Annotated in this window: 34 protein-coding genes; 15 read left to right on the top strand and 19 right to left on the bottom strand. The window is 66.9% G+C overall.

The window, feature by feature from the left end; translation table 11 throughout:
* Positions 1–92: 92 nt before the first annotated feature.
* The 9 genes from Q0044_RS07225 to Q0044_RS07185 form a co-directional block, all read right to left on the bottom strand.
* Positions 93–701: a phage connector family protein gene (locus Q0044_RS07225; RefSeq protein WP_298161134.1), complete on the bottom strand. Its 609-nt coding sequence runs from the start codon at positions 699–701 to the stop codon at positions 93–95.
* Between the two features lie 74 nt (positions 702–775).
* Entirely contained in the window at positions 776–1,273 is a 498-nt protein-coding gene (locus Q0044_RS07220; protein WP_298161132.1) for a hypothetical protein, read from the bottom strand.
* A gap of 85 nt (positions 1,274–1,358) precedes the next feature.
* Positions 1,359–2,276: a phage capsid protein gene (locus Q0044_RS07215; RefSeq protein ID WP_298161131.1), complete on the bottom strand. Its 918-nt coding sequence runs from the start codon at positions 2,274–2,276 to the stop codon at positions 1,359–1,361.
* A gap of 324 nt (positions 2,277–2,600) precedes the next feature.
* A complete protein-coding gene (locus tag Q0044_RS07210) occupies positions 2,601–3,527 on the bottom strand; it encodes a hypothetical protein (RefSeq protein WP_298161130.1) in 927 nt (308 codons plus the stop codon).
* The gene (locus tag Q0044_RS07205; RefSeq protein ID WP_298161128.1) at positions 3,499–3,864 is read right to left on the bottom strand and encodes a hypothetical protein; all 366 of its coding nucleotides are present in this window, start codon (positions 3,862–3,864) and stop codon (positions 3,499–3,501) included. Before Q0044_RS07205 ends, Q0044_RS07210 begins: the two co-directional genes overlap by 29 nt.
* Entirely contained in the window at positions 3,861–5,540 is a 1,680-nt protein-coding gene (locus Q0044_RS07200) for a portal protein (RefSeq protein WP_298161126.1), read from the bottom strand. Before Q0044_RS07200 ends, Q0044_RS07205 begins: the two co-directional genes overlap by 4 nt.
* A gap of 46 nt (positions 5,541–5,586) precedes the next feature.
* Positions 5,587–5,778: a hypothetical protein gene (locus tag Q0044_RS07195; RefSeq protein ID WP_298161125.1), complete on the bottom strand. Its 192-nt coding sequence runs from the start codon at positions 5,776–5,778 to the stop codon at positions 5,587–5,589.
* Between the two features lie 8 nt (positions 5,779–5,786).
* Entirely contained in the window at positions 5,787–7,292 is a 1,506-nt protein-coding gene (locus Q0044_RS07190) for a hypothetical protein (protein ID WP_298161123.1), read from the bottom strand.
* Between the two features lie 198 nt (positions 7,293–7,490).
* Positions 7,491–8,084, bottom strand: coding sequence for a hypothetical protein (locus Q0044_RS07185; RefSeq protein ID WP_298161122.1), 594 nt, complete (start codon positions 8,082–8,084; stop codon positions 7,491–7,493).
* A gap of 708 nt (positions 8,085–8,792) precedes the next feature.
* Here Q0044_RS07185 and Q0044_RS07180 point away from each other — a divergent pair.
* From Q0044_RS07180 to Q0044_RS07170, 3 genes are read left to right on the top strand one after another with little or no spacing between them, the layout of a single operon-like run.
* On the top strand, positions 8,793–9,104 hold the full coding sequence (locus Q0044_RS07180) for a hypothetical protein (RefSeq protein WP_298161121.1): 312 nt from the start codon (positions 8,793–8,795) through the stop codon (positions 9,102–9,104).
* Positions 9,101–9,643: a hypothetical protein gene (locus Q0044_RS07175; protein WP_298161119.1), complete on the top strand. Its 543-nt coding sequence runs from the start codon at positions 9,101–9,103 to the stop codon at positions 9,641–9,643. Before Q0044_RS07180 ends, Q0044_RS07175 begins: the two co-directional genes overlap by 4 nt.
* Positions 9,640–9,909, top strand: coding sequence for a GreA/GreB family elongation factor (locus Q0044_RS07170; RefSeq protein WP_298161117.1), 270 nt, complete (start codon positions 9,640–9,642; stop codon positions 9,907–9,909). The genes Q0044_RS07175 and Q0044_RS07170 overlap by 4 nt, the downstream gene beginning before the upstream one ends.
* On the opposite strand, the gene Q0044_RS07165 is transcribed toward Q0044_RS07170, so the two are convergent.
* The 9 genes from Q0044_RS07165 to Q0044_RS07125 are packed head-to-tail and all read right to left on the bottom strand — an operon-like array spanning position 9,906 to position 15,562.
* Positions 9,906–12,092, bottom strand: coding sequence for a hypothetical protein (locus Q0044_RS07165; protein WP_298161116.1), 2,187 nt, complete (start codon positions 12,090–12,092; stop codon positions 9,906–9,908). The two genes, Q0044_RS07170 and Q0044_RS07165, sit on opposite strands and share 4 nt — an antisense overlap.
* A complete protein-coding gene (locus Q0044_RS07160) occupies positions 12,089–12,379 on the bottom strand; it encodes a hypothetical protein (protein WP_298161114.1) in 291 nt (96 codons plus the stop codon). Before Q0044_RS07160 ends, Q0044_RS07165 begins: the two co-directional genes overlap by 4 nt.
* Positions 12,376–12,807, bottom strand: coding sequence for a helix-turn-helix domain-containing protein (locus Q0044_RS07155; protein ID WP_298161112.1), 432 nt, complete (start codon positions 12,805–12,807; stop codon positions 12,376–12,378). The genes Q0044_RS07160 and Q0044_RS07155 overlap by 4 nt, the downstream gene beginning before the upstream one ends.
* Positions 12,804–13,955 carry a DUF7146 domain-containing protein gene (locus tag Q0044_RS07150; RefSeq protein ID WP_298161111.1) on the bottom strand — a complete coding sequence of 384 codons (1,152 nt, stop codon included), beginning with the start codon at positions 13,953–13,955 and terminating at the stop codon, positions 12,804–12,806. The genes Q0044_RS07155 and Q0044_RS07150 overlap by 4 nt, the downstream gene beginning before the upstream one ends.
* Complete coding sequence (locus tag Q0044_RS07145) at positions 13,952–14,206, bottom strand: hypothetical protein (protein WP_298161109.1); 255 nt, start codon at positions 14,204–14,206, stop codon at positions 13,952–13,954. The genes Q0044_RS07150 and Q0044_RS07145 overlap by 4 nt, the downstream gene beginning before the upstream one ends.
* Entirely contained in the window at positions 14,203–14,556 is a 354-nt protein-coding gene (locus tag Q0044_RS07140; protein WP_298161107.1) for a hypothetical protein, read from the bottom strand. Before Q0044_RS07140 ends, Q0044_RS07145 begins: the two co-directional genes overlap by 4 nt.
* A 3-nt stretch (positions 14,557–14,559) precedes the next feature.
* Complete coding sequence (locus tag Q0044_RS07135; protein WP_298161105.1) at positions 14,560–14,946, bottom strand: hypothetical protein; 387 nt, start codon at positions 14,944–14,946, stop codon at positions 14,560–14,562.
* Entirely contained in the window at positions 14,943–15,305 is a 363-nt protein-coding gene (locus Q0044_RS07130; RefSeq protein ID WP_298161103.1) for a hypothetical protein, read from the bottom strand. The genes Q0044_RS07135 and Q0044_RS07130 overlap by 4 nt, the downstream gene beginning before the upstream one ends.
* Entirely contained in the window at positions 15,302–15,562 is a 261-nt protein-coding gene (locus Q0044_RS07125) for a hypothetical protein (protein ID WP_298161101.1), read from the bottom strand. The genes Q0044_RS07130 and Q0044_RS07125 overlap by 4 nt, the downstream gene beginning before the upstream one ends.
* Positions 15,563–15,729: 167 nt before the next feature.
* Between Q0044_RS07125 and Q0044_RS07120 the strand changes: the two genes are divergently transcribed.
* Positions 15,730–16,395: a helix-turn-helix domain-containing protein gene (locus Q0044_RS07120; protein ID WP_298161099.1), complete on the top strand. Its 666-nt coding sequence runs from the start codon at positions 15,730–15,732 to the stop codon at positions 16,393–16,395.
* Here the strand turns inward: Q0044_RS07120 and Q0044_RS07115 are convergent, their stop codons facing one another.
* Entirely contained in the window at positions 16,396–16,677 is a 282-nt protein-coding gene (locus Q0044_RS07115; RefSeq protein ID WP_298161097.1) for a hypothetical protein, read from the bottom strand.
* A 157-nt stretch (positions 16,678–16,834) separates the two neighbouring features.
* On the opposite strand from Q0044_RS07115, the gene Q0044_RS07110 reads away from it, so the two are divergent.
* From Q0044_RS07110 to Q0044_RS07060, 11 genes are all read left to right on the top strand, one after another.
* Entirely contained in the window at positions 16,835–17,272 is a 438-nt protein-coding gene (locus Q0044_RS07110) for a hypothetical protein (protein ID WP_298161095.1), read from the top strand.
* Positions 17,269–17,583, top strand: a complete 315-nt coding sequence (locus Q0044_RS07105; RefSeq protein ID WP_298161094.1) for a hypothetical protein — start codon at positions 17,269–17,271, stop codon at positions 17,581–17,583. Before Q0044_RS07110 ends, Q0044_RS07105 begins: the two co-directional genes overlap by 4 nt.
* On the top strand, positions 17,580–18,191 hold the full coding sequence (locus Q0044_RS07100; protein ID WP_298161093.1) for a 3'-5' exonuclease: 612 nt from the start codon (positions 17,580–17,582) through the stop codon (positions 18,189–18,191). The genes Q0044_RS07105 and Q0044_RS07100 overlap by 4 nt, the downstream gene beginning before the upstream one ends.
* Positions 18,188–18,511 (top strand): hypothetical protein, encoded by a 324-nt coding sequence (locus Q0044_RS07095; RefSeq protein ID WP_298161091.1) that lies wholly within the window; start codon positions 18,188–18,190, stop codon positions 18,509–18,511. The genes Q0044_RS07100 and Q0044_RS07095 overlap by 4 nt, the downstream gene beginning before the upstream one ends.
* Positions 18,508–18,924, top strand: coding sequence for a DUF6874 family protein (locus Q0044_RS07090; RefSeq protein ID WP_298161090.1), 417 nt, complete (start codon positions 18,508–18,510; stop codon positions 18,922–18,924). The genes Q0044_RS07095 and Q0044_RS07090 overlap by 4 nt, the downstream gene beginning before the upstream one ends.
* A 2-nt stretch (positions 18,925–18,926) precedes the next feature.
* On the top strand, positions 18,927–19,391 hold the full coding sequence (locus Q0044_RS07085) for a hypothetical protein (RefSeq protein ID WP_298161088.1): 465 nt from the start codon (positions 18,927–18,929) through the stop codon (positions 19,389–19,391).
* Complete coding sequence (locus tag Q0044_RS07080; RefSeq protein ID WP_298161087.1) at positions 19,388–20,419, top strand: hypothetical protein; 1,032 nt, start codon at positions 19,388–19,390, stop codon at positions 20,417–20,419. The genes Q0044_RS07085 and Q0044_RS07080 overlap by 4 nt, the downstream gene beginning before the upstream one ends.
* On the top strand, positions 20,419–20,724 hold the full coding sequence (locus tag Q0044_RS07075; RefSeq protein ID WP_298161085.1) for a hypothetical protein: 306 nt from the start codon (positions 20,419–20,421) through the stop codon (positions 20,722–20,724). Before Q0044_RS07080 ends, Q0044_RS07075 begins: the two co-directional genes overlap by 1 nt.
* Positions 20,725–20,790: 66 nt before the next feature.
* Positions 20,791–22,221 (top strand): site-specific integrase, encoded by a 1,431-nt coding sequence (locus Q0044_RS07070; protein ID WP_298161084.1) that lies wholly within the window; start codon positions 20,791–20,793, stop codon positions 22,219–22,221.
* Positions 22,218–22,583: a hypothetical protein gene (locus Q0044_RS07065; RefSeq protein ID WP_298161082.1), complete on the top strand. Its 366-nt coding sequence runs from the start codon at positions 22,218–22,220 to the stop codon at positions 22,581–22,583. Before Q0044_RS07070 ends, Q0044_RS07065 begins: the two co-directional genes overlap by 4 nt.
* Positions 22,580–23,122: a hypothetical protein gene (locus Q0044_RS07060; protein WP_298161080.1), complete on the top strand. Its 543-nt coding sequence runs from the start codon at positions 22,580–22,582 to the stop codon at positions 23,120–23,122. Before Q0044_RS07065 ends, Q0044_RS07060 begins: the two co-directional genes overlap by 4 nt.
* Positions 23,123–23,200: the final 78 nt, after the last annotated feature.

The following is a 23,200-nucleotide window of genomic DNA, read 5'->3' as shown; positions in this document are numbered from 1 at the left end:
CATGATCGTCGCCGCCACAGCCGGGACGGTAAGGCCCGGCTCAAGCAGCCCGCGACCGCGTCGCGGGCGTTAGCCTCGCAAGAAAAGCCCTCCTACCGTCCGCTCAGCCAGCGGCCGCGCGGCGCGGGATCCTCGGTCAGCTCCGAAGTCTGGATCGTCATCGCATCGATCATCGCATCTTCAGCGTCGCCCTTCAGCGCCTTGGCCAGAGCCTTGTCCGCCTGAAGCGGTCCGGCCATCAGCGCGGCCAGCTCGAAGCTCAGGGCGTTCGACAGACTGGCGTCGAAGAACTCGTAGCCGATAAGGTCGATGATCGTGATGTTGAGCGGCCCGGCCGCGTTGCAGAACAACGCCTTGCGGCGGCTCTTCTCGGTCATGTCCGGGTTCATCTCGACATAGGGCCCCATCTGGTAGGGCTCAGACGTGTCGGCCAGCCAGAGCCTCAGCGTGGTCGGCGGCAACAGAAAGACGTTGGCGAACTTCCAGTCCACCGGGTCGGCGAGCGGGACGCGGGTGACCCTCAGCCGCCGTTCGGCGCACAGCCAGGGATGCTTGCGCAGGATGGCTTCGGTCGCCTGCGGCAACAGGGCTTGCGCCACCCGCTGTTCGCGCGGCGCGGGATCCAGCGTCAGATCCGACAGCTGGCGCTCTTCGCCCAGGTGGGCCAGCGCGGTGTTGATGATGCTCAGCTCGGTCGCCATTGGGGCCTCTCAAATCGAATGCGGCCCGACGAGTGAAACTCGCCGGGCCGCGTCTCAGTCGAAACGATGCGGGGCTACGCGAGCGTTCCGACGAGAACCCAGGCCAGCGAGGTCGCAGCGCCGAGGTTGGCGCCCTTCACCGTGGCGAAGAGGATTGCGCGAGGGCCGGTGGCTTGCGCGGCCTTGCGGTCGGCATAGCCGAGCAGCTTCCACAGGGGGTCCCCGTGCTTGTCGATATCCACCGACTTGAGCAGGGAGACCGAACCGGCCGCCGCGGCGATGTCCTGGCCGGCGACCAGGGCGTCGGGATCGTTGGCGTCGCCGATGTCCAGCGTCTGGCCGGTGCCGGCGTCGTCGAAGGCGATGTGGCTGGAAAAGCGGTTCGGAATGAAATCCCAGTCGATTTCGCCGAGGTAGATCTTGGAGTTGATCTCGACGCCCGAGGGGATCTCGGCGCGATCCTGCACGGCGACGTGCTGGAACTGCTGGACGTATCCTGCGGCCGCGAGCTTGCGGACTTCACCGGGAAGGCAGACGGGGGCGAAAACGCCCTTGTGGGTCGTGGCGGCCATGGAAATCTCCTGTGCTGGCGGCTAGGCGGGCCATGACGGCTCGATGAAGGGGCCGGGTCTTTCGACCCAGCCCCTCGACGAGCCGTCACTCCTGAACGAGGACCTTGACGACGGCGCGATCGTAGCGCCGCAGGGCTCCGCTCATGCCCTTGTAATAGGCATACCAGTTGAACTTCCGGTCGGCCCGGCGAACGATCGTGGCCATGGTCAGCTTGCGTGCGCGATACTGGATCGCCGGGCGCACGAAGCCGAAATTCTTCCGGACCGTGCCGCTTTCGAACGGCAAGCGTTCGGAGATCACCCAGTCGAAGCCCATGAACGTCGACAGCTCGCCCGACATCAGCATCTGAACCGACGAGCTTTCGCGATCCGTGATGGTGGGGTCCGTCAGCAGCTGGGCCACGCCCTCCTCGTTCGTCACGAAGGTGCGACGGCCGGGGATCTGGCTCTGGCCGAGCTTCTTCTTGGTGTGGTTCAGCTTGGCGAACGTCAGCGGGGCGTTGCCGGTCGAGGCGTCGCCCTTGCGCTTGTAGGACCAGTCGTTGACGGCGATGATCTGGGCCGCCGGGAAGGCGACCGTGGTCTCACCGGTTCGGCCCTCACGGGCCGGGGCGTCCATGGCCGCGATGATCTTGTCGTCGTGGTAGCGCTCGTGACCCCACTGCATCGACTGCATGGTTTCGTTGGTCGGATCCGACAGCGACTTGGCGCTGTCGATGTCATCGACCCATTCGCCGTCGTCATAGGCCTCGAAGAAGCCGACGCGGCGGATCTTGCCGCGAGCGCCTTCGGGCGACTTGCCGAACCGATCCTCGATCGGCTTGGGACCGCCGGACTCCATCAGGTCGTCGGCGTTGAACATGTCGCCGGTCTTGGTGAAGTTCAGATTGCTGTCCACGACCGAGACCAGGCGCGAGCCGATTTGCTGCGGCACGCTCGACAGGTTCGCCTCGAAGGCGTCGGTGTAGTGGGACGAAAGGGTTTCTTCGACGTCGAACGCCATGGTGGTGTCTCCCCGGGACGGCGGCATCTGCCGCACGCGCGCGATCAAAAAAACCAGCGCTCAAGCAGGCCGAACGGCCGTTAGCGCACTGGCGGTGTCTGGTTTGATCGTCAGCGGTCCCCGGCGAGCCGGGCGCGAGACTGGGCTTTTCGTCCCCTGTGACGCCTCTCCGCGACCGGGCCGCTTTCGCGGGTATCCACGCCAGAGAGGTATTCGAGAGGGCGGTGACCGGCTTGTCACCGCCCTCTCCCCATCCAACTTTCGCTGCTTGGGTTATGGCGGGAAGCTGAGTCCGGTTTGGGTCCGGGTCAACCCCCTTTTTCGTTAATCCGGCCGCTGACCCCGCTTCATCTGGAACAAGGTGTTCCGGCGATTGACGTGGAAGTCGTGCTGGGCGTGGGCGGGATCATTCAGAGCCGTGTATTCCGGGCTCCCGGCGGTGCTGTAGACGGTCAACGCCGCCTCGGCCTCGGCCGGGCTCATCAGGCCGCCGCCCTTGCCGCCGCCGCCCTTGCCGCCGGGATCCGGGTTCGAGCGCTCGCCTGCCGCCTTGGCGACGGCGGCCCAGGCCTTCAGATTGGCGGGGTCGTTGCCCTGACCGCTGTCCTTGAGGAACTTGACGTAGTCCTTGCCGCCGAACCGTTCCGCCATCTCGGCAGCCGCGTCGAGATTGTCCTCAAACTGCGCGCCCCATTCGGCTTTCAGGGCCTGCGTGCCCTGTTCCTGGGCGGCCGCAAATTCGGCCTGTCGCGCCGTCGCCAGCTGCGCGGAGTAACCGGCGTACCAGTCGGCCACGCCCTGGGCCATTGCGGGCGTCAACGGACCGGCCTTGTGCATATGCGCCAGGAAGCTGTCGAGACCGGCTTTGTCGAGATCGGTCCCATCGGGGATCTTGACCTCGTATTTGTCCGGCGTTTCGGGGCGACCGAGGCTGTTCCACAGCTTCGCGTTTCCTTCGGCGTCGTCCGGCTTGGGCAGACGGACGATCTGTTCCGCCGGTATGCCGAAATGCTTTTGCAGATGGATCAGGCTGCGCGCCATCCCTTCGGGGTCGGCGGCAAACTTGGCCACAGTCGGATCCGTGCGGACGTCGTCCGGCAGCTTCAAGCCGTCCAGCCAGGACTTGCCTTCACCGACGCCCTTGTCGTCGCTGGCCCCGCCCCTGGCCGCCTCGGCCGCAGCTGTTGCAGCGGCCTCTGCAGCGGCTTCATCGCCGCCGGCGTTAGAGTTCGATGTCTGTTGTTCGCTCATACAAGTAGCCCTCGTTTCCGGTTGTCAGCGCTTCGGCCATGTGGCGGGCATCGACGCCCGCCAGGTCGGCTATGATGACGATGCGGTCGCGCTCTCCCGCCTCGTAGTCGGAGTGACCGGCGACGCCGCTCGGCGGGCCTCGCCAGCCGAAGACCTTCGCTTCGATCAACATGTCGAGCAGGATGAGTTTCCCCAGATCCGACGAGAACAGCGCTCGATAGGCTTCGGCCCGCTTTGTTTCCTTGACCTGCGGATCTTCGATCCCGGTCCAGTCGTAGGCTGTCCCGGTAACCGGGACCGCTGACGTGGCCGGGGCTTTGGTCCTTGTCCGGCTCATGCCGCCATCGCCATTTCGCCCATGTCATTCGCCGGGCGCAGGGCGTTCGACATTGTGCCGACCGCCTGGGCGCCGTCGCGCAGGGCCGTGGCCTGTTTCGCGGTCTCGTCGGTCTCCATCGCGCGGCGCTGGGCCTCTTCCTGCGCTTCGCGGATCTCGGCCATCCGCGCGCGCGTCTCGAGAACGGCGGGCGGCAGGCCGACGCTGTCGGCCAGGACGCGGATCGCCTCCTCGATATTCACGATCTTGGCCGCTGCCGGGTCGATCGCGGCAATCTGCTGGGTCACCGACAGGATCAGGCTTACGCTCTCGCGCTGCGACTGCAGCTGCGCCAGGGCCATCGGCCCGGTGTAGCCCCAACGCAGGTTCAGACCGGCCATGCTTTCGGGAGGATCGCCGAAGAACCGCTCCTGATCGTTGATTTCAAACGTTCGGTCGGCCAGCGGACCCATCAGGTCGCGCTCGGCGCGGGATACGATCGGCGACATGCCGCGCAGCCGCATGTCCCGACGGTCGCCGACCTCGGTCGCGGTCATCGAACCGCTTTCACGCAACCGCATCCAGTCAGTGTAGAAGGCGAATTCGACGCTGCGCCGGATCTCGCGGATCAGCTCGACCCCGACATTGATGTCGCCCGCCGTCACCAGCGACCGCACGGCCTGTTCGGCCGTCTGCATCCCCATCTGCGACGCCTGGTAGTAGTTGGTCGCCCCGCGACGCCGGTCGATCGCCTTGGGGAAGGCCCTCAGCGGCAGGATTACCGCCGGATCGACGATCTTTTCCGCCCCGTCGACCACGGCTTCCATGATCGCGTTCAGCATCTTGACGTCGGACATGCACATCGACGGCGGGCCGTAGCCGTAGACCTCGCCGGGGCGCACGGCGAAACGCGGCACCGAGTAGGGGAAGCTGTCGTAGCCGCTCTCTTCGACCACGACCTTTTCGTCGACCATCAAAACGGCCGCCATGAAGGGCTTGCCCATGGCCAGGTTGCCGGCCATCCCCCCGATCCGGGGCTCGACGGCCATGACGAAGTTGATCTGGGCGTTGTCCCCGCGCGACGCGGCGTCCTTGACCGTCTTCAGCTCGGCCGTGTCCGGCCATTTGGCCCTGACGCGCCAGGCCGGCATGGCGAAGGCGTAATACAGGGTGTCGATCTCGCCGTCTTCGTTCTCGGCGATCCAGCAGCTCCACATCGACCGGCTCTGATACCGCGCGCCGAAGCCGCGTTTCCGCCCGGTCCAGACCACGCCGGTCCCCTTGGCCGCCCAGTCGTTCAGGGCCTCGGGCACGGCGACGGTGAAGCCGGACTGGGCCGACATCAGATGGCCGTGGATCCCCCAACTGACCCCGTCCAGATAGTCGCGCCCGTCCAGATCGATGTCGTCGGCCGCGCGGCCGTTGGCGATCAGGCCCGAGCCGACGTCCGGCCGCACGAACGGCATGGCCGGGTTGATCATGAAGCCGAACGTCATGGCCGCCAGCCGATCGACGCCGACCATGCCCGAGGCCTCGACCACCCGCCGATCGCGCAGCTCGCCCTTGCCGCGCGTGATGATCTGGCTGCGGCGTGGGGTGAAGTAATCGTCGATGTCGCGCCACCAGGCCTCGACGTCGAGGCGCGCCTGTTTCAGCTCTTCCCAGCGCCGCAGGATCGCCTTGGGTTCAGCGCTCATTTAGCGAGCCTCCGCGAGGCGAGCGGTAGCGAAACAAAGGTGCTCATCAGCCCATCCCTACGAGGGTCTGACGCGGGCTGGATCCGGCGCGACGTTCCATCGCGTCGGTCAGGATCGTCGACTGGGCGCCGCCCGTCGCCAGGCGGGCCAGACGGGCTTCTCCGCGCCGGTTCGCGACGTCGTTCGGATCGACGGTCGGCGTCGGCTTCGGGGCCTTGGGTCGGAACAGGGATCCCATCGTCTCTCTCACATGATCGGTGGCGGCATGAGGTCGGCGGGCACGCCGTGGTCGCCGCCCAGGCCGCCGAAAAAGCCGGTCATGCCCTCGCCGCCCAGCACGCCGTATTCGCAGCCCTCGGCGATATGGCTGTGCATGTTCTTTTCGGGTTCGAGCAGGACCTTGTCCCCGGCGCGCTTGCGGTAGCGGAAGCCGCCGGCCAGGGCGCGGATCAGATAGGTGACGCGCGGGTCGCACGAGAAGCCGTCATGCTCCTTCAGCACCTTCGCCAGGGCGCCGCGCCGCTCGGCGGGCTTGTTCGACGGAGCCAGCTGGACTTCGATCCCGGTCAGGGCCTGCAGCTTCTGGCCATAGGTCTGGATCGAGAAACCCCCGCCCCCGCCGCCGAAGGTCATCCCCTGCGCCATCGCCGGATCCCCGAGGATGATGGCCCCGGCCGAGCGCTTCACCTGGGTGTTCATGACCCGCAGGATGTTGTGGGCGAACTCCTCGACCGAGCAGCGTTCCTGTGGCGCGAATTCCGCGTTCACGCGCCATTGCATCGGCCGGGGGTTCTGCATGAAGGCCGCCGACGGGTGCAGGGTCCCGCCACCGCCGTCGGCTCCGATGATCATCGGCTTGTAGGGGTCGATCTGGATCCGACCGGCCGCAACGTGTCGAACCTCGTCGAACAGTTCGTGGACCGGGGTCGCGTGGCGCGAATAGCCGGGCTTGCACTGCAGGAAGCGCCGGATCTGCCAGGCCTGCATGTCGCGGGCCTGGGTGGCGTACCAGTTCGGGTCCGCCTTCCGCAGATTTTGCAGGTTTTCGGCGTTCGGGTTCTGCAGCCAGGGCGGGCCGCCAGGCAGGATGGCCGAGGGCTGAAGAAACAGGTGCCAGTGTGAAGGCCGGTTCGCGGCCAGCCAGAACTGATTGTAGAACCAGTCGTCGATGTCGGGCACGTTGGCGTCGCCGAAGACGCCCGCATAGGCCAGCGGCCGTTCAGTCTGGCCCTCTTCCGGCTCCGGCCGATCGTCGGGCTCCGGGTAGCGGCCGACGCGCTGGGCCGCCAGCTCGACGATGGCCTGCGGCAGGGTGTCCATCTCGGTCAGCCACCAGGCCGTGCACTCCATGCCGCGCACGAAGTCTTCCAGGTCGATGTCCTGAACGGCCCGGAACAGGACCTCGACGTGGAGGATCCCCTTGCCCGGTTCGCGGATGTCATAGACGTGGTCGGCCTGCCGGTTTTGCGAGCCCTTGATCTCGCCGAACATCGAAGCGGGATAGGTCTTGCGGTAGCTGGGCAGCACCTTGTCCCAGATGTCGCCATAGGTCCGGGCCAGCACCACGATCCGGGCTCGACGGATCCCGTCGCGCGGACTAGGCTCCTGCATTCGGGCTACGCGAATACACTTCTTCGACGAACTGATCGTCTTCCCACCGCCCACAGGGCCGAGGATGACGGCGACACGGGCGCGCGACTGCTCGTAGGCGTTGGCCACGTCGCCGGCTGACCGGCTCTGCAGAATTTCCAACGACGCAGCCAACCCGGACCCCCGACCCTTTGAGTGGGTTCAGAGTTTCGCGCCGGTCGAGGGCGGGACGGTATCAACCGGGTCAGTCTCGCCTGAACAACACCCCGGCCTCAGAACGGGGCCGCCCGGTTTTGGGGGGTGGGGGTCGAAGAGGGGGGAGGGGGTCAGTCCGTGGCGCAGATACTTGATCTGCGGCTCTCAGGCCTCGTCGTCAGGCCACGACAGGCTTTCGTCATCGTCGTGAGCCTTTGGCTGTGAGCCTTGGGCCTGATCCATATCGTTTGTCGATGTCCAGTCGGTCACCTCGACCGCTTCGCCCTCGATCGGCGGATTGCCCGCGACCAGGTCGGGCCGCACGGGCGCATCCCCGAAGATGGCCACCGGCAGCACCGCCACCTTGCCGTCCAGCTCCACCCGCTGCGTCGGCCTGCCCTCCTCATAGGCCACCACCAGCTCCGTGACCCGCAGCCAGCTGTCGAAGGCATCCTTGGGCTTCGTGATGCCCGTAGCCTGCATGAACTCGGTCAGGTTCAGGTCCGACCACTCCTTCAGCGCCAGCAGCCCCGGCCGCTTGGTGGCCTTGATCAGGCTGACGACGTTCAGCCCCGCGCGGTTCTTAGACCCTTTGGGCCGCCCAGGCCGACGGATCGCGACGTCACGATCCGCCAGGCGGTCGGCGACCGGCGAGGCGAAGTCGTCGAAGATCTCCAACGACAGCTGATCGCCGTCATCGACCAGATCATCCTGATCGATGATCGCCCTCAGATCAGCGTGTAAGCCCCGGTCGGTCATTTCCGACCCATTGTTTATTCGATGCGGCCGAGGGCCGGTAAGGCGGCCGATCCGGAACAGCCGGAACAGCGACCGGAACGGCTCAAAGCCAAGCCCCGCCTCGTCTTCTATGACCTGTTCCACCTGTTCCGGATGTTCCAGAGCATTCAGCATCGCGCCCGCGCGCGCATGCGAGGGCGTCACAAGACCGCGCGCACGTCACACGCGGAGGGCCGGAACAGCCGGAACAGCCGGAACACGGCTCTATGTCGTTGATTGCGTTGGCATTTGTCTGTTCCGGTTCGCATTGGAACAGGTGGAACAGCCGGAACAGGGGGCCGAAGCACCGCCAGACGCACACCCTCCCCCGGACCCGAAGGCAGGTCAAGCCACGGTTTTCGGATCTACTTTTGCGAGCTCTTCGCAGATCAAAGCGCCGCCTCGTCTTCCACCTTCAAGAGGGTCCGGGTGGTGGTGGTGGAACAGGGGCGAACACAGGCGCGCCAGACCTGACCTCACAGGCGGGTCCGGAGCCGAAGGGAAGGACATACGGCCCCCGGCGCGCACCACGCGGCCTTTGGGCCGCGCTGCGCCGGGCGTCGGCGGCGGTCGGCCAGTGGCCGCCCTTGCCTCCTTTCATGCCGGGTTGACACCCTTTAACTGGCGGAGTAAACCGCCAGTCATGGTCACCGGCAACGGGTCGGGGCCAGCTCGGAAAGGACCGAACCCATGCCACAGCTCTATCAACTCGCCGATGAGCCAGAGACCTACGGCAGCGACGCCGCCAAATGGATCATCGTCAGCGACGACGGCGAAAGCGAACTCACCGGCCCCATGGACCACGCCGCCGCGCTGGCCAGTCTGGAACGCCAGTACACCGTCACATGGACCATTGACGTGATCGCCGGCTCTCCGGAGGAGGCGGCCGCCAAGGCGCGCGGCTACCAGCACCCGGACACGACCGCTCTTGTGTTCGAGGTCGCCGACGACGCCGGCACGATCACCAGCGTCGACCTGATGGTCGAGGCGGTCGAGGCATGACCCGCATCGTCCTCACCGACTGGACGGACCCGTTCGGGCGCGTCATCGGCTCCACGGTCCATTGCGACCAAGAGAACGGCCGACCTCATCAGCTCTGCCGCGACGTCACCTTCAGCGACAGCTACGCCAGCATCATCAACGCATGGACCAAGGGGGAGATTGTTGACGACCAGCGCACGCGCTGGGCGCCGCAGTCTGCCGAGGACTTCGCCCGGAGCGTTGGCGCGACCGGCTACTGGCGTCTCATACGCGGGATCGAAGTCGCGGCCGAAGGACTGGTGATCGACTGGGCCGCCGACATGAAGCGCAGCGCCCAGACAGTCGCCAGGGTCAAACCGGAGTATCGTTTCGAGGTCATCGACCTCGCCGACGGCCCGGCGGACCAGTTTGTCGTCCCGACTGTCGAACCCGTGTCACACGCGGCCCGCCAGATCGCTCAGGAGCGTCAGAGGCGGGCGGCCCGGCACGGGGCATCACCCTTGCCCGCAGGAGGCCTCTTCGACGAGACTGCATGGGCGCAACAGGAGCTATTCGCATGACCCCCCTATCGAACGCCCAACTCGTCATGCGGGTCGGGGAGGCGCTACACGGCCCCTACGCCGTGGACCGCCTGTCGCGGGAGTTGCCCATGGCCAAGCGCACGGTCGAACGCATCGCGGCCGCCGCTCAGGAGGGCGGGGAATACGCGGCGGCGAAAGGCGCGCTGACCGAGCTTCCGCGTCTGATCAATGCGCGCATCCGCGAGCTGGAGGCTTGGAAGGCCTACGCCGTCTCGACGATGGAGGCCCAGGGGCTAAGATCCTAGAACGGTATATCGTCGCTTCCGGGTCCGGGGTCGCCCGGCTGATCGTTCGGCCCGCCTTGACCCGTCAAGGCGGGCCTTGCCGTTCTGGCCTCGCCGTCACCGGCCGGGGCGATGATCTTTTTCAGCGCCAGCAGCGTGCACTGGACCGAGGATCCATCGACGCGCTGTTTGGCATGGTCGGCGATCCCCAGCTCGGCCGGGACGAACTTCAGGGCATGCGCCCACCCGCCCGCGACCGCGCCCACCCCCATGCTGAACAGCGACCCCTCATAGAGTTTGGCGACCTGAATATGGTTCGACGGCACCGCCAGGCACAGCTGGCCCTTCAGCGCCCCCTTCGTCGGCGTACACAGACCCAAGCCCGCCGTAGCCAGCCGGTCGCGCGCGTGCGCAGGTGTCGTCTCGTCCGGATCATCCTTCGGCCGGTCATCGAGAACGGCCGTCAGGAACTCACCCACGGAACGGTATTTGTAGCTGCGCCAGGCGTCGGGCTGCGACTGCAACAGGCGGTCGATGCACCGTTCCCAGTTCGCCTTGTCGTCGGCCGTCTCGCCCATTTCGGCCTTCGGCAGACATTTGGCCAAGGGGTCGATGTCGGCCGACAGCGGCACCCCGTCTTTCAGCACCAGGTGCGCGGCCGCCAGCAGCGTCCCGAACGTATCGGCGGCCCGGCTGTCGTGGCCATGGCTCAATAGCACGCCCCGCCATGCCGACAGGACGTCAGGCCAGTCGTGCCACCGCTCGACGATCCGCGTCAGCAGATGCTGGCCCAGCTCGGCCCCCAGCGCCTCCGACAGCTCGGGTGCTTTCAGCTCGGGCGCGCCCTTCTTCGGCGTCGGGAACTTGCCCAGCATCGGCATGGCGGTCCGGCTCAGCTCGGCCGGTTTCATCGGCGGCGGGTTGATCCCGGTGAAGCCGAAGGTTCCGCGCGCCTGATAGTTGGTCGGCACCCCGTCCTGTCCGCCGCGAACCATGTTCTTGCCGTCCGAGGCGTAGCGCGCCAGCCGCATGACCGCCGCCGCCCGTGCGTCGGATCCGGTGTCGCCTTCCTGTTCGAACTCATCGACCCAGACGCCGATCGCGGCCAGGCCGAGGCTCTGATAGATGCCGGCGCCCGACGGGTCGGCCAGATCCATCAGCCGGTCGCCGAGCACCTTCTTGACCAGGTCCAGCAGCGACGACTTGCCCGAGGCCTTGTCGCCGGTCGGATAGATCGCTGGCCGCCACTTCAACGCGGCCCCCAGCATCACGCACACGACGTAGCCCAGCACCAGATAGGGATCGAGATCCGGCCGCATCCACGTCCACGTGCGGAACGACTTCAACAGCCACCGGCCCGGCACCTTCAGGCTGTCGTCGCCGGTCAGCTCCCCGTCTTCGAAGAACACGGCCGCCAGCTCGGTCGAAAACCCCTTGATCGCGGGCGCGGGCAGATCCTTGTCGCGGGCATAGACGTGGCCCGCATATTCGCCCAGCGGCTGTTCCTCGCCCCCGATCCACAGCCGGTCGCCCAGGTGCAGCACCAGCACCCCTTCGTCGGTCCTCCACGCGCCCCGGCCGCGCACCTTGCGCATCGGATCGAACAGGCCGGTGCGGCCGACCATCCGCCCGCAGGCCCCGATCAGGTCGCGGCTGACGTCCTCGTATTTGATCCTCAGCTCGCCGTTCGAACTCATCTTGCCGTAGAACGACCACAGGTAGCCGATGGCCGGACCGAACAGGTTGTTCATCTCGGATTGCTGACCCAGCTTCGTCGCCGACAGCTCGATGAACTCGTCGTTCGTATCCATGAAATACAGGTGCGACTTCATCTTCCCCAGCGGCCGCACCGGCATGTGCGGCGGCAATCCCAGCTCGTCGGGCGACCAGGTGAAGCCGCGCACGAACCGCGCCGCGTCCTCGGCCTTCTTCGCCTTGGCCGATCGATCCTTGGGCGCCGTGACTTCCAGCAGCGAGCGGCGCGCCGAGGCGAAGGCTTCGTCGGCCCCCATGGGCGGGATCGATCCATGCTCGAACGCCGCCGCCTCGGTTTCCGCGCCGATGGCGTCTGTTTCCCCCTCGGGTTCGGGATCGGACGGCAGGAATTCCGGCTTGGGCGGTTCCTTGCCGTCGAGCCGGGCGATCGCCCGTTCGTGCTTCTTCTTCGCGGCCGCCGCCGCCGCCTTGCGCGCCTCGTTACTCATGCGACGCCGGCCTTGTTAACAAAGGGATGGTCCGGGCCGTAGGCGTCCAGAAAGTCGCGGCGGGTGCAGGCCCGCGCCACGGCGCGCTCGATGGCGCAGACTTCGTCGATCGACTTCCCGGCCAACAGGTTCATGCGCGCCCGCCGCGAACCCAGATCGCTCAGGGCATAGTTGATCGCGTCGCGCACCGGCCGCGGCAGGCTGTCGAATTCCGACCAGCGGAACGGGTTGCGGCCGAGGCCGGAGTTGTCGCCCTTGAAACGGTGCTGACCTTGCTGGAGGCTCATGCCGCTTCACCGGCGGCCGCGCAGAGGATCTTCGCCAGCTCCGCATCCAGGCTGACCCCGACGCCCCATGACGTGGTGATCCCGCCGTCGATCGCAGCGAACCGGGCGGGCAGGCGTCCCGCCGTCGCCTGGGCGCGAAGCGCGGATCTCAGCTTGCAGATCTGCACCTTGATCGTGCGGGCCTCGACGTCTTCGCCCAGCATCTGCGAGATCCGGTCATAGGATCGGGCGACACCCGGATGATCGGCCAGCGTCATGGCGATGATCACCCGCTGACCGGAACAGCCGAGAACCCTGGACCATCTGGCGATCCTCTCGACGGACTGGTCGGCCTTGGCCCCTTCACGCCGATCCGCGCGCCAGGCTTCCAGCTCTTCCCGAGCGTCGGCCAGCTCACGCGCCAGCCGATCGCATGTTCCACAAGTCACGAACGCACCCCGCGCAGCATGTCGTTGACGTCTTTGAAGCCGCGCTCGGGCCAGCTTTCCATGAACGGCAGATCCCGCGCCTCGCACTTCGCCCGCAGTTCATCGACCTTGGCCGTCACGCCGTTAAGCACCTTGCGATCCTTGTCCCGATCACGTCCGGCGATCACGGCCGTCGCCGAAACCGCAGGCTCGACGTGGGCGAAGTTCGCGCTCGCCCCGACGGCGCTGATCCGCCATTCCGGGATCAGGATGGCCGCGCCGAAACTGTTCTCAACGCCCTCCCAATAGCCGCACTCGTCAGCCAGCCCCGCTTCGGCCGCCCTGCGTGGCGAAAGGCCGGTGCGGCCGCGACTGATCGGGATGACCGCCCCGTGCCAACCGCGCGGCCAGATCTTCTTGGTCGGGAAGCCATGGCGGACGGCCTCTTCCAGCTTTCCCTTGCCGCCGGGCTCAAGGAAGACGCGATGCACGGCCGCGATCGTTCCGTCAGGGAACATCATCGCCGAGATCAGGCAGGGCACGAACCGGTCGCACTCGACGTGGCGCATGGCGTGGTGTGACCGCACCGCCCAGGGCAGGCGTTCCAGTCGCGACAGATCCAGCTCACGCGCCTCGCGCAGATATTCGTACCCGGGCAGACCCGGTTCGAGCGGTTGCGCCTCAAGGAACATCCGCTGCGCCCCGCGCCGGTCTTTGTCCCGGTTCGACAGGGCCAGGGCCTCGGCCCGCGCCGTGTTCTCTTCCATCGTTTCGCGCGCCGCCTTCAGCTTGGCGGCCGCCTTGGGGTCCATATGGGTGTGGTCGCCGATGCCGATGAACCGCTTGCCCCAGCGCAGGGCCTCGGCCTTGGCCTCGCGGCTGATCGGCCAGCCGCCGAAGTTGACATAGGCGACCAGATCCAGCGCATCGCCATACTCGCCGGTCGCGTATTCGTCCCAGCGCCCTTGCCGCGTCCCGCTCAACTGGATCACGAAGGATCCGGGCTTGCGGTCATGCCGCGTCGGGTTCAGCGGCAACAGTCCGCCCTGAACGATGTGCCCGTCGAGCCCCAGCGCCGCACAGACCCGGTCGATCCGGTCGGCCAGCATCGTCGAGATCTCGCGCACCGTGATTTCCGGCGGCCGCCCGTGTTGAGGAAGGTTGCTCAATAGCCTTCCCTCGCATTGATCTGGCGCAGCAGGCGCTTGGAGCGCTGGCGCGTGATGTCCAGCGCGTCGCCGCCGTTTCGCGGCGTGCAGGCGATCGTGATGCGATGGATTTCGCCGGAGCGCGACCAGACCTTCAGCACTAGGTGCTTGCCGCCCATTTCGATCGCCGACGCCAAACCCCAGGGCGAAATTTCCTGCCGCGCGACCTCGACCTGACGTCGCTGGATCTTGGTCAGATGCAGGGCGCTCATGCCGCCGCCTTCGAAGGCTTGGCCAGCTGCCGTTCTGCCTCGGCCTTCAACAGATCCAGCAACTGGTCGATCGCGGGCGTGTCGCGCGCCTCTTCCATCCGGTGCAGGACTTCATAGGCGGCGCTGTGCTGCACCCCCATGAACCGGCGCATCGGCTTGACGCCCGCGCCCAGGCCGACGACGGCCGTATAGATCGCCAGCTTGCGCCGCCAGGCCGTGGCCGGATCGCTGCGCCGGCCGCCGCGCGTGACCCCGGCCGTCAACGGCGGCGGCGCCCCCATCAGCATCCGCACGGCGGCGCTGGACGCGGCCCATGCGGCCGCCGGATCGACTTTTTCCCCGGCTGCCATGGGTCAGCCCGCCAGATCCGCGCGCCGTTGCCAGGCATGGACTTCGTCAGCGTCAAAGGTTTCGCCCGGAGCCGGCATGGACACGGCGGCGGGTCCGGGGTCGTTGCTGACGAACAGGTTGCGCACGGCCTTGGCCAGCGCTTGCAGGGCCGCGACCAGATCCTGTCGATCCAGCGGCGCGGCGAAGGCGAAGGCCTGACACCCCCAGCGGAAGGCCAGGCACGTCGCCATCGCATAGGGCTCGCTCGACGACGGCGTCGCCGACTGCATTGCCCCGGCCATGCGGCCCAGCACATCGGCGGGCTCGGCCGCATCCACGCCCGGCCGCATGGCCAGATCGGCCAGGGCCAGCCACCGTTCGCGGTTCAGGTTGACGATCTGGCCTTTCATCGGAAAAGCCTCCCGCGTTGGGCGGCGTGTTCGAGCATGCCTTCGTGGGTCATCCGCCAAAGCGTCCCGCTCTTCGGCGTGGATCGCGCATGCGGGCGGCCTCCGGGAGGCGGATAGTGACTGCTGACGAGCCCGCGATTTTCGAGCGACGCCAGCGTCAAAACAGGCCGCGCCCAACCCTTCGACTGTGCGACGTCGGTGATCACGCGCTGATCAACCCAGACGTCGGCGAGACCGCGAGCATGGACGTCGATCACTTCCAGGGCGCGCAGATCGTTGTGCGACAGATCCCGCTCGACGAGCAGTTCATGTTCGTCGGGGATATCCAGCGTGATCGTGTCAAGAGCTGCGCCGGTCATGCTGGCGCTCCCGCCAGAATGTCGGCCACGGCCGGGTAGAAGTCGCCGGGCTTCACCTTGCCTTCGGTCACTCGAACAATGACGGCCATCAGGCGACGGCCCGGCTTCTTCCGCGCCGGGTCGTCAAAGGGCAGGCACATCAGCCGCACGAACTCGGCCGAGGTCTCGAACAGCTTGGCCGCTTGGGCATAGTCCAGCCCGTGATCGCGGATCCAATGATCCAGCTCGGGGCGGGGCCGGTATTCGGGAAGGGTCACGGTGTCGGGTCCAGGTGAGTCGGTCCGACCGGCAGATGGAGGGTGATTTGGTTGTGCCGGTCAACCGTATTTCGTGAGGAATGTGTGGACCTCGTGAGGGTTCTTTGGTTTACATCGTGTTAATGTCGATGGTGGCGCTTACATACGAACGGTGGCCCACCCATCGCATGGTGGACACATCCGGCTATGAGGCTGCAGAGCGCGCACGCGCCGGGGCGGCGCTGAAGATCCTGCGCAAACGCGCGGGGCTCTCTCAGGAGAAGGCCGCCTCGATCGCCGGAATCGGCACCCAGACCTGGCAGAACTACGAAGTCGGGCGCCGGGGCATGGATCTCGGGATGCTCGGCCGGGTTACGTCCGCGATTGGCGCAACGGTCGAAGAACATGCTCTGATCATGGCCAGAACAGCTTCAACCGATATCCGCCCTACTGCAGCCGGCTTCGCCGAGCGCCAACGCAGCTTTGAAATTCCCGTCGGCGGGATCGCCTATGGCGGCGCGCCCAGGCAGCAGTTCAACGACGGGGAGGCGGACATCATCGACTTCTCCGCCTTCTTCAAGCCGACCAGTCGGGTGCTGCGGAACGACGGCATGTCGATGTGGCCCTATGCCAAGCCCGGCGGGCTCGTCACCTACGACTTGAGGGTTCCGCCCAAGCGGGGCGAGGGTTGCGTGGTGGAGCTGAACGACGGCTCCTACCTGCTCAAGCTGTTTCAACGCTACGAGGGCGACACGCTGATCGTGTCGGAGATCTACCCCGAAGAACGCGAGCTGGATCCGATTCCGCTGCAGGACGTCCGGGGCATTTACGCGATCGGCCTCAGAGGCGACTGATCAGCAGCCGTTCGTGCCGAGGTAGGCGCGGCCGGACATATCGCCGATCTGAGCATTCAGCCGGTGCAGCTCGCACCGGTTGCGAGCGGTCTCTTCGTGCACCTTGGCGACATCGGTCGCCATGCCCTCGACCGCCTTGGTCAGATCGGCCATCGCTTCCGCTTGCGCTGGATCCTCGACCAGTTCGGCGACGGGCGCGGGCCGGGTCAGCAGGATCGTCGCCAGCACGGCCGTCGAGAGGACGACAGCGGCGGGCGTGGCCAACCATTTCAAGTCTCGCAAGGCCGTCTCCCCGTTTGCTGGCCGACTTTCGCGCCGACCGCCACGACCGACCACCATCGAAATATCGTGAGGAAATCGTGAGGTCTGGTTGACTGGCGCAACCAATCATGCCTTTTTCCCCACATGCCGTGTGACACGGACTGTGAGGAGGTTGACTATGAGCCCACGACTTGAGCGGACGGAACCCACGACCCTCGTCGCGTTTCCCGGCGGCAAGGAAGCCCGCGTCCCGACCAGCTGCATCCGCACGACCGACGAGGTTGCCCGCATGCAGGCCATGGCCGAGGACGTCGGCCACCAGCTGCTGGAAGAGCGCGACGGCGAGCCGGGGTTCTTTCCCTACACGCCGGATCCCATCGCCGAGGACTTGATCAACAGCGCCTTCAAGCGGGGGGTCGAACTGGGTCGTCGGCTGGAACGTCAGGACGCCGGACAGATTGTCTCCATCGTCAGCCCCGCCTGCACGGGCGAGCATGATGACGGGCCCGCCCCGCCGCCCCACGGCCAGACCGGCAAGCGGGTCACCCTCGTCCTCATCATCGCCACGGCGGGCTACTTCATCGCCCGCGCGATCCAGACCGGCGGTGGGGCATGAAGAAGCCGATGTCCCAGGTCATGGACGTGGCCGCCGTTCGTCTCGATGGCGAGTTCGTGCTGATCGGCTACGAGGATCAGGGCGACCAGTTCCGCACATGGATCGGGATCGGGGCAGAGACCTCGATCGCCATGATGGAATGCGCGGCGCATCAGATCCTCTCGCGCATCGCCGAGATCCAGGCGTCGCGCACCGATGACTGCGCCGGCTGCGACCAGTGCCAGAGCCGGGTCGCCCGCATGCAGGCGGCCATGGCTGCGCTGAACCCCGACAATCTGGTCGGCGCCCGTCCTGCGGGGGCGGTCCATTGACCGGCTCTGTCCCCATGCCCGACGTCATGGTCGATCTGGAAACCCTCGGCCAGCGGCCGGGCTGCGTCATCCTGTCGATCGGCGCGGTCGCCTTCGACCCCGTCGCGGGCCGCTTCGGCCAGCAGTTCCACACGATCATCAACCGGGACGACTGCATCGCCCACGGCCTGGTCGAAGATCTGGAAACCCTCGCCTGGTGGAAGCGTCAGTCGCCCGAGGCGAGGGCCGTCCTTCGTCGGGCGCTGGAAAGCCCGGTCGGTCTGATCCCGGCGCTTGAGGCCTTCGCCGCCTTCGTCAAGGCGCAGGCGGGCAAGGTCTGCATGTGGGGCAACGGCGCGGACTTCGACAACGCCATCCTCGCCCACACCTACAACCTGGTCGGGATAAAACAGCCGTGGATGTTCTGGAACAGCCGCTGTTTCAGGACCCTCAAGAACCTGCGGCCTGAGATCACGGTCCCGCGCACCGGCCTTCACCACGACGCACTGGCCGACGCCCAGCATCAGGCCGAACACGCCGTGGCCCTGTTCGCGGGGATGAGGACCGGCGCTCAAGCAGCGAACGGCCGCGCCGTGAGCGATAGCGCCCCAGAAGGCGAGGCGGCATGACCCCGGCCGCCGACATGCACGCGGCGGCCAAAGTCGCGGGCCTGTCGTGGGATCGATTCCGCAAGGTCTGGCCCCGCCTCGTGCTCACCTTGGCCTTCCCGGCCCCCTTCGCCGGGCCGCCCTATCGCTGGGAGCCCGCCCGCCTCGACGCTTGGCGCGAAGCCAGCGCCGAGGCCCGCCGCGCGGCGATCCTGTCGCAGGCGCACTCCGCCGACATCGCCAACGACGACCATCCGGTCGCCGCCCCCCCTCCCGTCCGTCGCGGTCGCGCTGCCGCCGGACGGTCCCGCATCCTCAAGCGTCTGGAGAACCACGCATGACCGACACCCCCGCCACCCACGCGAGCGACTGCGCGACGCACAACATGCCGGCCGAGGCCGCCGGCCCTTGCGACTGCAAGTTCGCCGGTCCCTTCGTCGTCGATTTCGAGACGACCTCGACCGACGCCACCCTGATCGACAGCATCGTCGATCGCTACCTCGCCCTCATCGGCAAGATGGGACCGAGCGAGCTGCGCCTCGAACTGCGCATGGACCTGACGGCCTGGCATCTCAACGGCGCGCCGCTGGATCTGGAAAAGCTGGAGGCCGCGACGGACTTCACCCTCGCCCACGACGTCCAGGGCATCAACCACCACATCGAGCGCGACGGCCGCGATCCCACCCTCGCCTATCAGGCGGGTATATTCGTGCCGAAGTGCGACCTTCGCCAAGCCGAAGAAACGGAGGCCTGACCATGCCCAGCTATCAGCTCCCCTCTTCGCGATACTGCGCGGTCGCCAACGGCAACCAGACCTTCGCCCTGCAGCTTCCGCGCAAGGCGACCTCGCCGCGCCACGTCCGCGTCGGCGAGACCATGAGGATCCGGGTCGGCGGCGAGACCAAGACGTTCGAATGTGTCGCCCGCGCCGTCATCCACATGGACAAGGCCGGGATCCGCCGCCTGCTGGACCCGTCCTATCCCGCCATCGCCGACCGCTTCGACGCCGGTCAGGTCATCTTCCAGCGCTTCCTGAATGCCGAGAACGCCTCTGCGACGGCCGAGGCCAGCCGCGACGCCATCGCGCGCACCCTGGGTCACGACGACTACGACGCCCTGTGGCGCGCGGAGTTCGCCCGCGAGGACGGCCGGGGCAAGGTCTCGCGCGGCGTCATCGCCCGCGAGCTGGTCGGCTGGATCCCTGCGGAGGAGGAGGCGTGAGCCATGTCTTCGAAATGCCGCCCGCAAGCGGCCCTCTCCATCTGCGCCGCGCGGCGCGCCAGCAACTCGGCGTCGCCATCGAGCGGATGTCAGCCGAGACGGGGTACAAGTTCGGGCCTCGCGGCTGGGCATACTACGCCGAGGGTCTCGGGCTGATCACCAAGGGTGAATTCGATCGCTTCGAGAAACTTCTCACGGACATGCGCAAAGACGGTGAGCTTGATCCCGACGTGATCGAGCCGGACGCGTCGCGAATGGCGACCATGGTCTACGATTTCGAGGCCAGCGATGAAACGCCTGAAGAACTCGCGCAGTACGCCGTCGATGAAATCGGCCAGCGGCTGCGTGATTGGGCGCGGACCTATCACGAGACCGGCTTTTGGGACGACCTCGACTACTACGTGGAGGGGATCGTCGAGAAGAAGGACCTTGTGCAGATCTTCCGCTCTACCGCCGACCGCTACAACGTACGGATCACCAACGGAAAGGGTGACACGGACATTCACACCCGTCTGGCGATGCTTAAGAGGTTCCGAGAACACACCGAAGCGGGTCGGCGCTGCATTCTGTTGGCGATCGGTGACCACGACCCCAAGGGGTTGCACATCGTCGAGGGTCTGCACCGCACGATCATGTCCTGCGCCAACATCAAGGGATTGGACTGGGACGAACCTGAGTTCGATGTGATCAACATCGGCCTGACCGAACAGCAGGTCTACGACTTCGGCTTGATGCAGATCGCAAACCTTGAGACGGGCGGCGGCAAAGACCTGTCCGATCCTAGCCACCCCGATCACTACAAGCCCTATGTGCAGGACTACCTGTCCCGCTTCGGCGTGTGGAAATGCGAGGCCAACGCCTTGGTCGGTCACCCAGCCCGCGCCCGCGAACTTCTCGAAGACGCGATCAACCGGTTCATTCCAGCATCCCATCTCGCCGAGATCAGGGTCAAGAACGAACCAGGCCAGGCCGCAGTCCGTGATGAGGTCGCGCGCCTCATGCAGGACTGGACATTCGGGGAAAGCTGATGACCCCCGACGAAGCCTTCCTCGCCACCCGTGACGTCCTGATCTCGACCCTGCACAGCGCGGCCGCAGCCCAGGGCCTGACCCTCTCCGTCGGCCAGATCACGGGCATGGCCGACACGGCCTTGGAGGCCTCGGGCTTCCGCGTCCTGGCGACCATCGTCCAGGCCGCCGACGTCGCGGCCGGCGGCTATGCCGGGACCTACGAAGAGATCCCCGAAGGGGTCGAAGAGGCCGACGCCGACTGGCGCGACAGCCGGACGTCCTTGTCCGACTACCCCAATATCGCGGGCCTGCTCGCGCTCTGAAACACCGTTGACCCGGAGTCCGCCGGGTCGCAGGCTTAAGCCTCAACCGCCTCGGAGGGCTATCCGTTGGCCAAGCGCCCCGCCCCGTCAAAGACCGCCTATCGCCGCCACGGCGATCTTCCCGCCTATTTCCAGTTCCGGAACGGCCGCCCCGCGTGGATCCCGTCACAGGGCCTGCGCGACGCGGGCTGGAAACGCTTTGACCTCAAGGACGCCGAGGGCGAATATCTGTCCCAGGGCGCCGCGATCGACCAGGCCGCCCTGATCAACGACGCCGTCGGCCAGTGGCGCGAGGGCCGATCCGTGCCGATGGCGCACGCGGCCTATGCCCCGGCCGGGGCCTGCGGCGACAGCCCGACCATCCGCCGCGCCGAGGACCGGCTGTCGATCGGCGCGCTGATGGATGCGTGGTGCGGGGTCACGGCCCCGTTCAAGGGCGGGCAGAAGACGATCGTTCTCAAGCCCCCGTCCGACAAGTTTGCCGAGCTGCGCGAAAGCACCCAGCGCGAATACCGCTCCAAGATGAAACGCCTGCTCGACGTCATGGCGGGCTATGTCGATCCGCCCGGATCCGACGCGACCGAGGCCGAACGGCTCGCCTATCACCGCGCCGTCGCCGAGACCCGCTCCGAAAGCATCTTCGCCCTGCAGGCGGACGAGGACGACGACGGCGTCAACGACCCCCTGCGAGAGATCTATTCGGTCCTGCGTAAGAAGGCCGGGCCGAACATGGCCGTCGGAACCCTCGTCGTCACGGGCGTCTGGCTGAACTGGTGTCGCGCCCACAAGACGCGCCGGATCCAGAACTGGGCCGCCGAGGTCGATCGTTCCAAGCCGTCGGGCCGGATCCGCGTCCTGAACTGGGCCGAGATCCACGCCCTGATCGCGGCGGCCGAGGCGATGGACCGGCCGTCGATCGCCGACGCCGTCATCCTCGGTCTGGACCTGTCATGGTCCCAGGCCGACCGCCTGGCCCTGACGTGGAACCGGGTCACCACGGACGAGAACGGACGCACCCGTGCCTTGACCCGCAGCGTCCTCACCGACGGCCCCAAGGCCGAACGCCTCGGCCGCGCCAAGACGGGCCGGATCGGCGGGACGCCCTTCCTGTCGATCGGCCTGACCCGCATCGCCGAGATCCGCGCGCGCCAGCAGAAGATGGACGCCCACCCGACCCATGTCCTGTGGTGCGAGACCACGGGCGCGCCGTGGAACGCCAGCCACTTCCGCCATACCTTCGCCGACGTCCGCGCCCTGGCCGCGAAGAGTGTCCCCAGCGTCGCCGACGCCACGGATCAGGATCTGCGGGACACCGCGATCACCTTCTGCCGGCGGGCCGGGCTGTCGATCGACGAGACCTGCGCCCGCTCGCTGCAGTCGCGTCGCCGCGTGCTGGATCTCTGGGACGAAAGCTATGGCGAGATCGGCCCCGAGATCGCCGATGGCGGCGCGGACCGCATGAACGAATGGCTCAAGACGCAGAAGGGTGGGCTGTGAGGTTCTGGGTCCCGCGATCGAGCCCGGCCTTTCCGGACGGCTGCACCGTTCACGTCTTCAATCGCTTCGGCGACGTTGTCCGTATCCTCGGCTTCATGCCGGATCCGGGCCACAATTTCGGCCGGGGTAAGACCGGCTGGGTCACGCTGGACGATGACCCCGAGGTGATGCTCGGCGTTGAGCCCCGTCGCTTCATCGACCACACGACGCTCCCATGGCCCACGGCGTTCCGCCAAATGGTGGACTGGCGAGCGGGCCGCGCGGGCGCTCCAATCCATCTCGCGGGCCTGACGATTGATCCGTGTGACACGGACTCCGATAAACTGCCGCCAGCGGCAAACGAGGGCGATCCGCGCCGATGACCCGCAAGCTCCTTCGAACCTGTCCAGAGTGCGCCCAGCGCTTCGCAACCGAGCGACTGGATCAGACCTTTTGCACCCCCGCGCACAAGGCGTCTTTCCACCAGCGGAACAGCGCGCGCGGTCGGGGCGGCCTGGTCCAGCTGGCCATCGCCTGGCGCACCAGCCGCAACCGCAAGGACGGCGGCCCCGCCGGTCAGCGGGCGTTCCGCGAACTGTGCATCATGCTCGACGAGCTGGCCCGCCAGGACAAGGCGGCGGGCCGCGACGCCATCGCCTACCTAGAGGCCCGCTGGCGCGCCGAAGGGACCATGGCCCCGCGTGAGCCTTTGCCGCCCGCCCGCGCCCTCAAACGCCCCGCCGCGACCCAGCCCATTCCCCTCAAATCCAGTGGTGGCGGGCGTCGGCCCCCAAGAGCCAAATCCTACGAATCTGAGGGTCGGACGTTCGAATCGTTCCGGGCGCGCCATTTCTTCCATCACATACGACGGGCATCCCGGAAGCGTCTTTCCGGTGGCCGTTGTGTGCTCGCTCGCGGTTGATGCGGCGGGCAGGATTTGCCGCCGGCTTGTCGAGTGCGCACGGATCGGCCCGGCCGGGCCTTCGGGGGCGCGTCCTTG

Origin of the sequence: Brevundimonas sp., from assembly GCF_027484365.1 — a bacterium.
Lineage (GTDB): Bacteria > Pseudomonadota > Alphaproteobacteria > Caulobacterales > Caulobacteraceae > Brevundimonas.
Note: the sequence above shows the minus strand (reverse complement) of the source record. Positions and strands in the feature narration are given on the sequence as shown.

Bases quoted from the DNA above. Each gene is read 5' to 3' on its own strand.
- Q0044_RS07120 (WP_298161099.1), top strand. From the start codon at position 15,730: ATGGTGGACACATCCGGCTATGAGGCTGCAGAGCGCGCACGCGCCGGG.
- Q0044_RS07205 (WP_298161128.1), bottom strand. From the start codon at position 3,864: ATGAGCCGGACAAGGACCAAAGCCCCGGCCACGTCAGCGGTCCCGGTT.
- Q0044_RS07135 (WP_298161105.1), bottom strand. From the start codon at position 14,946: ATGAAAGGCCAGATCGTCAACCTGAACCGCGAACGGTGGCTGGCCCTG.
- Q0044_RS07130 (WP_298161103.1), bottom strand. From the start codon at position 15,305: ATGACCGGCGCAGCTCTTGACACGATCACGCTGGATATCCCCGACGAA.
- Q0044_RS07225 (WP_298161134.1), bottom strand. From the start codon at position 701: ATGGCGACCGAGCTGAGCATCATCAACACCGCGCTGGCCCACCTGGGC.
- Q0044_RS07060 (WP_298161080.1), top strand. From the start codon at position 22,580: ATGACCCGCAAGCTCCTTCGAACCTGTCCAGAGTGCGCCCAGCGCTTC.
- Q0044_RS07210 (WP_298161130.1), bottom strand. From the start codon at position 3,527: ATGAGCGAACAACAGACATCGAACTCTAACGCCGGCGGCGATGAAGCC.
- Q0044_RS07090 (WP_298161090.1), top strand. From the start codon at position 18,508: ATGACCGACACCCCCGCCACCCACGCGAGCGACTGCGCGACGCACAAC.
- Q0044_RS07170 (WP_298161117.1), top strand. From the start codon at position 9,640: ATGACCCCCCTATCGAACGCCCAACTCGTCATGCGGGTCGGGGAGGCG.
- Q0044_RS07095 (WP_298161091.1), top strand. From the start codon at position 18,188: ATGACCCCGGCCGCCGACATGCACGCGGCGGCCAAAGTCGCGGGCCTG.
- Q0044_RS07085 (WP_298161088.1), top strand. From the start codon at position 18,927: ATGCCCAGCTATCAGCTCCCCTCTTCGCGATACTGCGCGGTCGCCAAC.
- Q0044_RS07075 (WP_298161085.1), top strand. From the start codon at position 20,419: ATGACCCCCGACGAAGCCTTCCTCGCCACCCGTGACGTCCTGATCTCG.
- Q0044_RS07185 (WP_298161122.1), bottom strand. From the start codon at position 8,084: ATGACCGACCGGGGCTTACACGCTGATCTGAGGGCGATCATCGATCAG.
- Q0044_RS07140 (WP_298161107.1), bottom strand. From the start codon at position 14,556: ATGGCAGCCGGGGAAAAAGTCGATCCGGCGGCCGCATGGGCCGCGTCC.
- Q0044_RS07165 (WP_298161116.1), bottom strand. From the start codon at position 12,092: ATGAGTAACGAGGCGCGCAAGGCGGCGGCGGCGGCCGCGAAGAAGAAG.
- Q0044_RS07180 (WP_298161121.1), top strand. From the start codon at position 8,793: ATGCCACAGCTCTATCAACTCGCCGATGAGCCAGAGACCTACGGCAGC.
- Q0044_RS07200 (WP_298161126.1), bottom strand. From the start codon at position 5,540: ATGAGCGCTGAACCCAAGGCGATCCTGCGGCGCTGGGAAGAGCTGAAA.
- Q0044_RS07110 (WP_298161095.1), top strand. From the start codon at position 16,835: ATGAGCCCACGACTTGAGCGGACGGAACCCACGACCCTCGTCGCGTTT.
- Q0044_RS07215 (WP_298161131.1), bottom strand. From the start codon at position 2,276: ATGGCGTTCGACGTCGAAGAAACCCTTTCGTCCCACTACACCGACGCC.
- Q0044_RS07145 (WP_298161109.1), bottom strand. From the start codon at position 14,206: ATGAGCGCCCTGCATCTGACCAAGATCCAGCGACGTCAGGTCGAGGTC.
- Q0044_RS07105 (WP_298161094.1), top strand. From the start codon at position 17,269: ATGAAGAAGCCGATGTCCCAGGTCATGGACGTGGCCGCCGTTCGTCTC.
- Q0044_RS07175 (WP_298161119.1), top strand. From the start codon at position 9,101: ATGACCCGCATCGTCCTCACCGACTGGACGGACCCGTTCGGGCGCGTC.
- Q0044_RS07195 (WP_298161125.1), bottom strand. From the start codon at position 5,778: ATGGGATCCCTGTTCCGACCCAAGGCCCCGAAGCCGACGCCGACCGTC.
- Q0044_RS07160 (WP_298161114.1), bottom strand. From the start codon at position 12,379: ATGAGCCTCCAGCAAGGTCAGCACCGTTTCAAGGGCGACAACTCCGGC.
- Q0044_RS07220 (WP_298161132.1), bottom strand. From the start codon at position 1,273: ATGGCCGCCACGACCCACAAGGGCGTTTTCGCCCCCGTCTGCCTTCCC.